Annotated in this window: 15 protein-coding genes; 9 read left to right on the top strand and 6 right to left on the bottom strand. The window is 40.0% G+C overall.

Features of this window, described 5'->3' with window-relative positions; genetic code table 11:
• Positions 1-225 precede the first annotated feature (225 nt).
• On the top strand, positions 226-1,080 hold the full coding sequence (locus tag H7F25_RS03170) for a polysaccharide deacetylase family protein (protein WP_024425738.1): 855 nt from the start codon (positions 226-228) through the stop codon (positions 1,078-1,080).
• 40 nt (positions 1,081-1,120) lie between these two features.
• Here the strand turns inward: H7F25_RS03170 and H7F25_RS03165 are convergent, their stop codons facing one another.
• The 3 genes from H7F25_RS03165 to H7F25_RS03155 all read right to left on the bottom strand — a co-directional run bounded on the left by H7F25_RS03165 (position 1,121) and on the right by H7F25_RS03155 (position 3,236).
• Complete coding sequence (locus H7F25_RS03165) at positions 1,121-1,852, bottom strand: NAD-dependent protein deacylase (RefSeq protein ID WP_370880876.1); 732 nt, start codon at positions 1,850-1,852, stop codon at positions 1,121-1,123.
• Positions 1,853-1,881: 29 nt separating this feature from the next.
• On the bottom strand, positions 1,882-2,970 hold the full coding sequence (locus H7F25_RS03160) for a mechanosensitive ion channel family protein (RefSeq protein ID WP_024425736.1): 1,089 nt from the start codon (positions 2,968-2,970) through the stop codon (positions 1,882-1,884).
• A gap of 164 nt (positions 2,971-3,134) precedes the next feature.
• Positions 3,135-3,236, bottom strand: a complete 102-nt coding sequence (locus tag H7F25_RS03155) for a YhdX family protein (protein ID WP_017360338.1) — start codon at positions 3,234-3,236, stop codon at positions 3,135-3,137.
• Positions 3,237-3,541: 305 nt separating this feature from the next.
• On the opposite strand from H7F25_RS03155, the gene H7F25_RS03150 reads away from it, so the two are divergent.
• Genes H7F25_RS03150 through crcB (H7F25_RS03140) form a run of 3 tightly spaced genes read left to right on the top strand, consistent with a single transcriptional unit; the run spans position 3,542 to position 5,022 of the window.
• Entirely contained in the window at positions 3,542-4,258 is a 717-nt protein-coding gene (locus H7F25_RS03150) for a glycerophosphodiester phosphodiesterase (protein ID WP_073204510.1), read from the top strand.
• A gap of 5 nt (positions 4,259-4,263) precedes the next feature.
• A complete protein-coding gene (gene crcB / locus H7F25_RS03145; RefSeq protein WP_044333773.1) occupies positions 4,264-4,659 on the top strand; it encodes a fluoride efflux transporter CrcB in 396 nt (131 codons plus the stop codon).
• Entirely contained in the window at positions 4,660-5,022 is a 363-nt protein-coding gene (gene crcB, locus H7F25_RS03140; RefSeq protein ID WP_044333775.1) for a fluoride efflux transporter CrcB, read from the top strand.
• Here the strand turns inward: crcB (H7F25_RS03140) and H7F25_RS03135 are convergent.
• A complete protein-coding gene (locus H7F25_RS03135; protein WP_024425732.1) occupies positions 5,019-5,411 on the bottom strand; it encodes a hypothetical protein in 393 nt (130 codons plus the stop codon). The genes crcB (H7F25_RS03140) and H7F25_RS03135 overlap by 4 nt on opposite strands.
• A 90-nt stretch (positions 5,412-5,501) precedes the next feature.
• On the bottom strand, positions 5,502-6,884 hold the full coding sequence (locus tag H7F25_RS03130) for a hemolysin family protein (protein WP_044333777.1): 1,383 nt from the start codon (positions 6,882-6,884) through the stop codon (positions 5,502-5,504).
• Between the two features lie 337 nt (positions 6,885-7,221).
• Between H7F25_RS03130 and H7F25_RS03125 the strand changes: the two genes are divergently transcribed.
• Positions 7,222-7,662, top strand: coding sequence for a MerR family transcriptional regulator (locus tag H7F25_RS03125; RefSeq protein ID WP_034667702.1), 441 nt, complete (start codon positions 7,222-7,224; stop codon positions 7,660-7,662).
• Positions 7,663-7,720: 58 nt separating this feature from the next.
• A complete protein-coding gene (locus H7F25_RS03120; protein WP_024426590.1) occupies positions 7,721-9,052 on the top strand; it encodes a hemolysin family protein in 1,332 nt (443 codons plus the stop codon).
• A 241-nt stretch (positions 9,053-9,293) separates the two neighbouring features.
• On the opposite strand, the gene H7F25_RS03115 is transcribed toward H7F25_RS03120, so the two are convergent.
• Positions 9,294-9,896 (bottom strand): lysophospholipid acyltransferase family protein, encoded by a 603-nt coding sequence (locus tag H7F25_RS03115; RefSeq protein WP_024425286.1) that lies wholly within the window; start codon positions 9,894-9,896, stop codon positions 9,294-9,296.
• A gap of 370 nt (positions 9,897-10,266) precedes the next feature.
• Between H7F25_RS03115 and H7F25_RS03110 the strand changes: the two genes are divergently transcribed.
• The 3 genes from H7F25_RS03110 to H7F25_RS03100 are packed head-to-tail and all read left to right on the top strand — an operon-like array spanning position 10,267 to position 12,087.
• Positions 10,267-10,758 carry a sigma-70 family RNA polymerase sigma factor gene (locus tag H7F25_RS03110; protein ID WP_185854206.1) on the top strand — a complete coding sequence of 164 codons (492 nt, stop codon included), beginning with the start codon at positions 10,267-10,269 and terminating at the stop codon, positions 10,756-10,758.
• Positions 10,751-11,809 (top strand): anti-sigma factor, encoded by a 1,059-nt coding sequence (locus H7F25_RS03105; protein ID WP_024426591.1) that lies wholly within the window; start codon positions 10,751-10,753, stop codon positions 11,807-11,809. Before H7F25_RS03110 ends, H7F25_RS03105 begins: the two co-directional genes overlap by 8 nt.
• Positions 11,797-12,087 carry a hypothetical protein gene (locus tag H7F25_RS03100; protein ID WP_024425288.1) on the top strand — a complete coding sequence of 97 codons (291 nt, stop codon included), beginning with the start codon at positions 11,797-11,799 and terminating at the stop codon, positions 12,085-12,087. The genes H7F25_RS03105 and H7F25_RS03100 overlap by 13 nt, the downstream gene beginning before the upstream one ends.
• The last annotated feature ends 29 nt before the right edge of the window (positions 12,088-12,116 follow it).

Raw genomic sequence — 12,116 nt, 5'->3', positions numbered from 1 at the left:
CAATGATTATTCAGAATTATTTCACATCATATGAAATGGATAACCTTTCATTGTAACAAATATAGATTGATAACCAAAAAGATTCCAATTTTTTAGCATCTTCTATATTCATAGGCTCTTTTTTCCTGTATACTTACTCCATATAAACACGACAAAAAACAGCGAAAAAAGACAGAATCCACTACATGATTCGACACAAATTTTTGATTTATTGGAGCGATTGTAATGCAACGGGTTAAAAAAAAACAGACACCTTCAAACACAATGCTGCTCTCAAAGGCGATTGGTTTTGTCATCCTGACACTGATCCTCTTTTTTATTTGGGATATGTCCAAAACCAATATGCAGGCAGCAGATCAGCCGGCGAAATTATCTGCAAGCAGTCAATTTAGAGACACAAGCACTAGTATGAAAGCAAAAGATGCTTCTCGGAAAACATTAGATGCACATTTTAAGATCAATTCAGATAAACATATAACGGATCAAACGATCTTTTTAACCTTTGATGATGGTCCATCAGCGACTTCAAATCAGCTGTTAGATGTGCTAAAAGCGCATCAAGTGAAAGCCACATTCTTTATGCTCGGACCGCAGATTAAAGAACACCCGGCAGCTGTGAAAAGACTCCATCAAGAAGGTCATCAATTAGGGCTTCATGGGATCACCCATGATGTGAAACGCTTTTATCAAAAAAAAGATTCTCCTGTTAACGAGATGAAGGAAGATCAGCGCATTTTGGCTTCTGTCACAGGTGAGTATACCCATCTTGTGAGAACACCTTATGGCAGCACCCCAAATTTAACCGATCAGCAAAAAGCACGTTTAAAACAAAAAGGCTTTGTCTACTGGGACTGGACCATTGACAGTCTTGACTGGAAATATAAAAGCTCAAAATATGTACCAGAGGTATTAAATCAGCTGCAAGTGCTGGAGACAAAATATCCAAAAGAACCAAAAATCATCTTAATGCATGATCAGCCGGCGACGGCAAAATACTTAAGCAGCTTAATTACGCAGCTAAAGGCAAAGGGCTATACATTTGAAGTCCTTGATGAAACAATGAAGCCGCTGCAGCAATAAAGTAAAACCCGCACCTTTAGGATGCGGGTTTTTTAATGATTTATAAAGCTTTCACGAGATCGCCAATTCGCTCATGAAAGACAAGATCAAAAAGCGGATCGAATTCTGTTTCACTCAAATTCATCATCACCATGAAGATGGAAGGATCATGAGCTGCATCTTCTGGAATATACCTTGCTGGCGCTACCTCCAAGGAAGTCCCCATGACGAGGAGCATGTCCGTTTTCTGAAGTGATGTTTCCACTTGGTCTAAATGTTTGACCATATCGCCAAATAGGACAACATCTGTTTTTAGCACACGTCCACACGTACTGCCGTCTGAGGAAACCCTTTGACAGACCGGCACCTCTTCTTTTAATAAATAAGGTAGATCATATACCGCCTGACACGATGGACAAGTGGCCGTTTGAATGGAGCCATGGAGTTCATATACATGCTGGCTTCCCGCCTTTTTATGAAGACCGTCAATATTTTGGGTAAAAATATCCACATGCTTCCCTTGTTTCTCAAGGCTGGCTAAAAAGGTGTGCCCGCTGTTTGGCTCGTATTCTCCACTCATTTTCATCTGAAACAATTCCTTAAATTTCGGCCAGAATTGATGAGGATTTGATAAAAAGTAGGATCGGCTCATCGCCTCCATGCGGGAAGTATCTTCTGTCCACAGACCACCCGTTGATCTAAAATCAGGAATACCCGATTCTGTACTCATACCTGCACCTGAGAGTACTGTGATATGTGAAGCCTGCGATAATTTCTCTCTTAACACATCCACCTTTGTTTGGTCCACGCACCATTCCTCCTTTATTCACCCAGCTGCTTCTCACCTTTTTGTTTCATATAAATGGCCTGACCAGGGAAAGCAAATTCTACGCCTTCCTCGTGGAAAATATCTATGATGCGATAGTTAATATCCTGCTTAATATCAAGGTTTTCAGACCAAGCTGTCGTGTTTGTGTAAAAGTTGAAAAACAAGTTCAAATAGCTGTCTGCCAGTACATCGAGGTTTACCATGATTGTCTCCTTATGCACACCATCATGCTCGTGAAGCATCTGTTTGAGACGCTTAATACACTGATCAATGTTTTCCTTTGGTGTATTGTAGGAAACGCGAACAGAGAACGTAATCTGACGTTTATTCATTCTTGTCCAGTTTGTGATTGGCTCCTTTGAAAGCGTAGAATTCGGAACGGTCACGACGGCTTCAGCAGGTGTTCGAAACCTTGTACTTCGAAATGTAATGTCCTCCACAGTCCCAAGAACACTTGGTGTCTCCACAAAGTCGCCCATCGTAAAAGGCTTCTCTGTAATGATGACAATCCCTCCAAAAAAGTTAGCCACTGTATCCTGAGCGGCGAGCGCAAAGGCTAGACCACCTAGACCGAGACCTGCCACAAGTCCATTTACGTCATAATTAAATTCTTGTGCAATGACACTAATACTCAGTGCAATAATAATGAAGCGAAGTACCTTTGATAAAAATGGTGCTAAAATATCATCCATATCTAATTCAAATTTCGAATTGACCTTTTGAAACAAGAAAGAAGATGCAGCGGTTAAATTACAAAGCCCCCACGTCAGCATCAATATAATAGAAGATCTATACAATTTAATGATGACATCCATATGATGCTCAAAGTATGGTGCCTGTCTTAACGCAAAATATAAACCAAGTGCCACGAAAAACAGCCTCGCTGGTTTTTCAAATGCCACAACAATTTGGTTAATGACCTCCGTTTTAGACCGATTCGTCAGCCTAAACAGAAGCTGAAATAAATACTTCGTAAATACTTTCCGAAGCAATAAAAAAAGCAATAAAATACAAAGGCTAATACCAATTTGGATCGCAATATCTACTGTAAAATATGTATCCATCCATTTTTGTGTAAACATGTCTGTCTCTCTCCTTTAAAACAATCCTCTCTAGTTTATAATATAACCTTCGTTCATGTCCTCTCTTAAATGTCTGACCTCTACATAAAAAGCCTCGGGACTGATCCCGAGGCATGAAGTTCAAATATGAAATTTTGGCTAGAGACATATCGACGGGCAGCAAACTACTTTTTCTTCTGAGCCTGATCAAGGAGAGTCGCTTTAAACATTTCAGCATCCGTTTCGGCCTTAATACGTTCTTCCACTCTAATTCTCCCTTTACCCAATCATCTCGCCTCCTTTTCATCATTATAAAACATCAGAATTTTCAGTCAACATGACGAAAGCACTAATATTTTGACGAACGCTGACGATTTGGACAAAATTGATCGAAGAAAAAATGATGTAGTTCAGATTTACTCAATAAGAGCTTGGGATATTCCTGCAACTTTTCACCTTTCATACACGATGCTTACTCACCATATGCCATGTTCCATTACATACAGCTCTCCCTCGTACCATATAGTAAAGAAGGAAAAACTGCAAAAATTTGATATGATAAGACCAGAACTTATGTCAGGAGCTGGAGCATGTGTATATTATCGCGCATAGAGGGTCTTCAAGCGCTGCCCCAGAAAATACAATCGCCGCATTTGATTTAGCCGTTCAGCAGGGTGCGGATTATATTGAGTTGGACGTCCAGCTGACAATGGATCAGCACGTAGCCGTCATCCATGATGATACTGTTGATCGAACGAGTAACGGAAGCGGTTTAGTGAAAGGTTATACACTTGATCGGCTGAAGAAACTGGATGCAGGAAGCTGGTTTCATTCTCAGTACGCCAACGAACGAATTCCCACCTTACAGGAAATTCTTGAAAGATACAGTCAGCGTGTCGGGATACTGATTGAGATCAAGCATCCAAAACGGCAGATTGGGATTGAAAAGGCAGTTGTCGACATCATCAACCGGTTTGCCTATTCTCGTCACATCATGGTTCAATCTTTTGATGCCAATGCACTTCAAAGAGTCAAAGCTTACGCCCCTTCTCTTCGAACAGCTTTTATTATAAAACCCTCTGCCTTCAAACTGACGAAAAGGAAATTAGCGGAGTACAGCTCCTTTGCGGATTGCCTTAATATGAAGAAAACGATGATCAACAGATGGTGGATTGATCGCATCCACTCATTTGGAATGGATGTCTTTATATGGACAGTGAAAGATCAAAAAACAGCCGACAGGATGAAAACATACCCCATTGATGGAGTGGTGACGGATCACCCGCCATTTTTTCTAAAGGAGAAATGATGTAAATGAAAGCATATCTCGCCGTATTTATCGGTGGATTGGTTGGTACTCTTTGCAGATATGAACTTAGCCAATCCGTTGTCAGCCAGACATTCCCCTATGCAACACTGATTGAAAACATGACAGGCAGTCTGCTTCTTGGCTTTTCAACAGGTTATTTTATGTTTCGGAAAGGAAAAAAATATCTTGCTGCTTTGATCGGAACAGGATTTTGCGGTGGTTTTACGACAATGTCCACTTTTTCTAAAGAAACGGTTCTCTTATTACAGGATGGACTGTTCACATCAAGTATCATGTACATTGTACTCTCAGTGATTGCTGGAGTGGGCGCTGCCTTATGTGGACTGATCACCGCTCAGCGCCTCTTTCAACAAGATGAGCAGCCGAAAGGAAGCAGATAAATGATTGTATTTTATACAGCTGTGGCCGGCGGGATGGGCAGTGCCCTTCGATTTTTCCTCAGTCAATCGATTCAGAAAACCAAGTTTCATACTCGTTTTCCGTATAGTATTATTCTCATCAACTTACTCGGCGCTGCCGGTTTAGGTTTACTGACAGGTGCAGTAACTGACAATGATCCGCTGCTTATGATCATTGGGACTGGTTTTTTCGGTGGTTTTACAACCTTCTCTACATTTAGTGTAGAAGCTGCGGCCATGCTGCATGAGCGGCAAATTGGACAACTTGCTGTCTACTTATTGGTCACAATCATCGGATCTTTATGTCTCTTTGCTGCGTTTTATCAAATAGGACAGCATCTTTAAATATTGGTGATGGCGGCTAAGCTGATGAGCAGCTGATCCATCAGCTGGCGCTTCATCAAAAAGAGTGTTTTTTCACTATAGCCAATTTCCATAGCACACTTTGCCATCCGCCAATCTCGAAAATATTTGTAATCGATGAGCTGCTGCTCTATTTCGTCCAACTCTTTTAATGCCGTTTCAATACAAGCAACGATGAGTTCATACTGATTTTTTTGCTCTTCTAACTTTTTCCGTGTCATGTGGTCGAGATGATGTGGGCTTCTTTTTTCAAGCTGCCTTTCGATATTTAAAATTGCTGCTTGATAATTTTTGAAATTCTTTAAATGAAACTCAATTCGTTTCATTGAGGTTTTTTTCTCCGTGATACTTGCTGTTTCATACCAAAGCATGTCCATCCCCCTTTATCGAACGTTTGTTCTTATTATATACCGAACATACATTCGTTAAAAAGAGACTAAATACCTAAAAAAACCTTGAGCTTATTTTTCGCTCAAGGTCATTTCGTTTACTAGCAGCGGCTCCTTTATATCAAGTCCCGTGCGTGCACTGCCTTTTTCTGACGATGTGACGCCTTTTTTCAAATCGATCTTTTTAACGTAGCGTCCATCCATTTCCAGCACTTTCATTCGAATATCATCAAGATAGACGGATTGTCCTTCTCTGATATCAATATTCTCTTTTAAGATGAGTCCGCCGATTGTATCAATTTCCTCATCATGATAAGAGATCTCGATCAAATCTTGAATTTCATCTAATCTCACTTTGCCATCTAAAACATAATGATGATCGGCTCTTTTTTGAATAACTGGCTGTTCATCTTCATCGAATTCATCTCGAATATCTCCGACAATCTCTTCTAAAATATCTTCCGTTGTGACAAGTCCAGACGTTCCGCCATATTCGTCAGTTAAGATCGCCATATGCATTCTATCACGCTGCATCTTGACGAGAAGCTCTTGAATAGGAATCGTGTCGATAACCTCAATCACTGGATATATATAATCTTGAATTTTCAGTTGATCTTTTTCACCTTGATACACAAGATCTGCAAAGAGCTGCTTTTTGTTCAACATGCCGATGACATGGTCTTTATCTCCTGAAAACACAGGGAAACGTGTATACTTTTCCTGCGTCATGATGGCGAGGATATCATCTAACGGCATATCTTCTGGAATCGCACAAATTTCTCTCCGCGGTACCATGATCTCTCTGGCAATTCGATTATCGAAATCGAAAATCTTGTTCATATAATTATATTCTGATGGGTTGATTTCCCCATTTTTTAAGCTCTCAGATAATAAAATCTTCAGTTCCTCTTCAGAATGGGAATGTTCTTTTTCAGACCCCATATCGATGCCCATCATTTTAGTTAGCAGACGGGCTGATCCGTTTAACACATAAATGAAAGGGAACATAAGGATATAAAATGCATGCAGCGGGCCTGACAGCCATAGTGTCATTTTTTCCGCCTTTTGAATGGCAAGCGTTTTTGGTGCAAGCTCACCTACAACTACATGCAAAAAGGTAATAATAGAGAACGCAAGTGTTGCTGAGATCAGGCTGATTGCTGAATCAGGAATGTTTGTCAAACCAAAACCTCGAACCAAAAGTTCTTTCACAGCCGGCTTACCTATCCACCCTAAACCAAGGGATGTCACTGTAATACCGAGCTGACAGGCTGACAAATATTCATCTAGCCTTGATGTCACCTTTTTCGCCATGATGGCCTTTTTGGACCCTTCGGCAACAAGCTGATTAATTCTTGAACTTCTCACCTTTACTATGGCAAATTCAGATGCAACAAAGAAAGCTGTTAAAGCAATCAAAACACCGACTATACTCAGATTAACAATATCGTCCATTTAACCTTGCTCTTTCTTAGAAGAACAAGGAGTCACCTCCTGATTGATGATGTTATGTTTTGCAAAACGGTTAACTGATTAAATAAGACGACTTTGAGGGCCCCACTTAACCACCTCCGGTTCACGTAAAATTCCGCCTCTCTACATATATATGAAACGGTATTCATTTTATCTTACCATAAATAATCTGAAAATTCCTGTATCATCATGCTGTTTTTGACATGACTCACTAAATCGAGGGAAATCCTCCTCTGTTTCTTCTTATTGGCAGGAAATATGAACAATTAACTTGTGTTTCAGACTAGAATTATATTAAACTATTTTCATAAACTATAACGTGACGGTTAGGAGGAGATGTTCAGATGGGGCTGAGAAAAAGTATCGTATTGGTGAACTAGCACAGATTGCACAGGTGACGAAACGAACTGTAGATTATTATACAAATCTAGGTTTGCTTGCGCCTGTTAGATCTTGCTCAAATTATCGTTATTACGATGAATATGCTTTAAAACGATTACAATTAATCGTTCTTTGCAAACAGCAGAGATTGGCTCTTTCTGACATCAAATCCAGATTAGATGAACAATTCCCTTCTCAAAAGGAAGATCATGATGAACTTGTCCATTTAACCTCTGATATCGATCGGATGAATGAGCATATGGACCGCATTTTGGCACGTTGTAAGCAGCTTCAGCCAGAACAACGTGAAAAACTAAAAGAGCAGCTTACTCCTGAAAAAATGACGGCTGTCCAATCATTTTTACTGCTGTTAAGTTAAAATTTTTACTAAACAGGAGGTGTTACCTTCGTTCTCAAAGTCAGAACGAAGGCCTTAATTGGACATAGTTAATTTACTCATAGTTGCTTTACTTATAGCTTTAACCGCGTTTTTCGTTGCATCAGAGTTTGCGATCATTCGCTTAAGAAGCTCAAGAATTGATCAGTTAATCGCAGAAGGTAATAAAACAGCAGTTGCTGTCAAGCATGTAACGACTCACCTTGATGAGTACCTTTCAGCCTGTCAGCTTGGTATTACCATTACCGCCCTTGGTATTGGTTGGTTAGGGGAAGAAACAATTGCGCATATGCTTGCGCCGCTCTTTGCAGAGTTGTCCATTCCTCAATCAGCTAGTTCTATTGTCACTTTTATTATTGCGTTTAGTATCATGACGTTTTTACACGTTGTCGTTGGAGAACTTGCACCGAAAACACTCGCCATTCAAAAGGCTGAGCAAGTATCCCTTCTTTTTGCTAGACCACTGATGATCTTTTACAAAGTGATGTTCCCGTTCATTTGGGTATTAAATGGATCTGCTCGTTTGTTAACGAAAGCGTTCGGTCTTCAGCAAGTATCTGAGCATGACATGGCGCACTCTGAAGAAGAATTGCGGATTATTTTATCAGAGAGCTATAAGAGCGGCGAGATTAACCAGTCAGAATTCAAATATGTAAATAAAATTTTCGAATTTGATGACCGTCTGGCGAAAGAAATTATGATTCCTCGTACCGAAGTTGTCAGCTTTCCGTATGATATTACCATTGAGGAAATGCTGAAGGTAACAAAGGTAGAGAAATATACACGTTATCCAATTGAAGATGGCGACAAAGACAACATTATCGGTGTTCTTAACATTAAAGAGGTTCTCACTGCCTGCATTAGCGGTGAGTGCTCTACAAGCGATACAATCGAAAAGTTTGTAAATCCGATTATTCATGTGATTGAAACGGTTCCTGTTCATGATTTACTGCTCAAAATGCAGCGTGAACGTGTACACATGGCCATTTTATCAGATGAATATGGCGGTACAGCAGGTCTTGTGACCGTTGAAGACATCCTTGAAGAAATCGTTGGTGAAATTCGTGATGAGTTCGACATTGATGAAATCAACGAAGTGCGTAAACTTGGAGAAGACCATTACATCTTTGATGGCAAGGTTCTTGTTGATCAAGTCAACCTGCTATTAGGTACACAGCTTGATAATGAAGAGGTCGACACAATCGGCGGCTGGTTCCTTACTCAGAAATATGAAGTAGAGAAAAATGACGCCATTCGTGAACAAGGCTATGAATTTATTATTAATGAAGTCGATGGACACCATGTGGCATACATCGAAGTAAAAAAGTTAAATGAACAATTATTAGAAGCAGCTGAAGAAGGCGCTTCGTAACAAAAAACGCCCACTTGCTTAAGCAAGTGGGCGTTTCACATTGTGGACAAAGGGCTAAAATGATTTTTATTTTAGCCCTTTGTCTTCTTTTTCAGCGTGATAGAAAACCTTTGAAGTCTAGGAAGGACGAGTACCGGAGCGAATTGAGCATTCGTGAGCACCGGCACGCAGGACTGACACCGAATGCGAGGGTTTGTCTACACGCTGAAACGACCCTTGCCTAAGCAAGCGGTCGTTTTTCTTATGCCTTTTCCATTAATTGAGCTTCTAGCTCTTTGATTCTTGTGTTTAATACTTCTGTCATGGCACCTAATCTTTCTTTTGGCGGCAGATGGTCAAATTCAGACAGCTCAATCGGTTCACCGATGATTAAGCGCATTTTCCCTTTTTTGAAAAGGCTTTTCGCATTTGAAGGCCCTTTGTATGCGGCTGGAACAATTGGTGCTTTACCGAGCTGCGCAATGGTAACCGCCCCTCTTTTTAGAGGAACATCCTCTGTTGTACGTGTTCCGCTTGGAAAAATCCCAACGATCTTTCCCTCTTTTAATAATTTAATGGGCGTTTTAATACTGCTTGGCCCAGGATTCTCTCGATCAACAGGAAAGGCATGAATCTTTTTTAAAAATCCACCGATCCATTTATTTGCAAACAATTCTTTTTTCGCCATGTAGTGGATCTCAAACGGAAGAATTCCTGCGCCTAATGCAAGAACATCCACAAAACCCTCATGTGTACAAGCAATGACAAACCCCCGATCAGTTGGCAGATTCTCTTTTTGATAGACTTTGATTCCACCTCGGAGACCAAATAATAGTTTGACGGTATAGCCTGAAAATTTATACATAGTGCACTTCCTTTGTTTGAAGAATGAAGGATTTGTCTCTATTATAACAAATTTTTTATTACCTGGTACTAAAAATTTGCACACAGTCCAGTCCTCCCTATTTTTTCGTTTAAAAATGAACGTTCTGACTGTATTCAAGCACAAGGTTTTAGGGGAGAATAGAATAGGAATTGTGTCCAATTTTGTCGTTTTTCGATGTTTTTTCCTGATTTGTTCTATTGAAAATACTTTATAAATGATGCAAATTTCGCTATGATAAGGAGAAATGATTTTGATTCGGCGAAAGAAATGAGTAATGTACGGTAATGAGAAGTTTCGTGCAACTTTATGCCTTTCTTATGCGTGTATAACATAGAGGGGAGAAAAATCAGTGACGATCGATGAAATTTATCAAATGTATATGAACGATGTTTACAGGTTTCTGCTCTCCATGACAAAAGACAAACATTTGGCAGAAGACTTATTGCAGGAAACCTTTATGCGTGCGTATATACATATTCATTCCTACGACCATAGCAAAGTGAAACCTTGGTTATTTCAGGTGGCACGAAATGCTTTTATTGATTATGTCAGGAAACATAAAAAAGAAGTGACCATATCGGATGACCTCATTGGCGGTCTTTTACAAACGTCTGTACAAAGCCCTGTTGAACAGGTTGAAATAAAGGAAGTCCTCACCATGTATTTAGAGCAGCTTCCAGATAACTACAAGGAAGCGTTGACATTGTATTATTTAAAAGAACTAAATTACAAGGAAGCATCCAAGGTCATGAATATTACTGAAGCAAATTTCAAAAGTGTTTTATTTCGTGCAAGGCAGCGCCTAAAAGCACTTTACAACAGAGGTGTTAATGATGAATGAAGAGTTTAACAAGCGATGGGAACAATATAATAATGGTGAGATGAATGAGGAAGAAATGATAGCGTTTGAGGAAGAGCTTGAAGAAAACGAAAAACGCTTAAGCCAGGAACTGAACGACTCGGATTGGACAGATTTTTCCATCAGTCCTGAGAAGCAAAAAGCCATTTTACAATACGGAAAAAGAAAGTCATATTTACGTATTTCCGTACTTGCTGTCATATCGACACTCATTATTTTACCGCTTTGTACATTAGGAAGTTATTTATACTACGGCGTTGGCGGAGCCGAGAGCAAAGGCAATCACTTCATGGAAACAGCCGCTGTCACCGTCGCTTTGACCAAACCAAACGTGGCCATTGATATGAAGGATTTAAAAGGTCAGGTCAAACTTTTTGGGATGAACACCGAATTGAAGCTGCAAAAGCAAATTGGCAATAAAACAGAAGCTATTGGCAGTGAACAAATCGAGATGTTTTTCGATAAATTAAAGCAGCCTACTATCTCTTATTATGGTGACAGCGCACGCGAAACGGAGGGTTTCTTTACCCATCCTTCGGCGCAGGCAGATGCCTCAAAAAAACAAACACTCACTACGTTAGACAAGCTTCCTGAAGGAACAGTAAGTGAAGTGTATGTATCCTATGACAGAGCTTACACACCAAAGGATATTTATTCCTTTGCTAAAAAATACGATATGAAAGTGCTGTGGAATGCGATTAAAACAGAGGATTCATTAAGTGGAAATCAGCGGCCAATCGGCTTTCCTGGGAAGGACTCTGAATTTTTAAAAGAGCTTCAGCACACATCAAAAACTGAGGTAGATCAATTCAAAGATGCCCTTGCTTATGTTAATCAGCACCCGACATGGGCAACAACGATCTCTGGCAGACCTGATCTTGATCTGTCTAATCGTATACGCTATATCGATCAAAATGGCGTCACCGTTTATGGCTCTGTGGTCACTGGACCTTCTAAAGAAATTGAGAAATTTGTAAAGACAAAACGCATTAAAACGGCAAAAGTGAGCGAGGTGGAATTATGGAATTGGTAAGAATTTTTAAAGAGCATAATGTATTTGGCTGGATTTCTGTCGGCACAGCGATATTATCCCTGCTCATGCTAAACCTCGCCATTATCAGCAACGTGACATTTTATTCTTTTCAAATGCTTCCTTTTGCAATGGCCGCAGTTCCATTTGGCATTATTGAACTGTTCATTAAAAAAGGTCGTACGGGTCCAGGTTTCCTCGGTGTCGTACTGAATATCTTTGTCATTGTTTGTGTCTATGCCATCGTATCAATCGATGTCGATCTTCAGTTAGGTTTTTAATCAGCACTCCATAGCAAAAGCCCGTGTTA

The organism is Bacillus sp. PAMC28571 (assembly GCF_014250435.1).
In the GTDB taxonomy this organism is placed as follows: Bacteria; Bacillota; Bacilli; order Bacillales; family Bacillaceae; genus Bacillus; species Bacillus safensis.
This window is presented reverse-complemented; position numbering and strand designations above follow the sequence as displayed.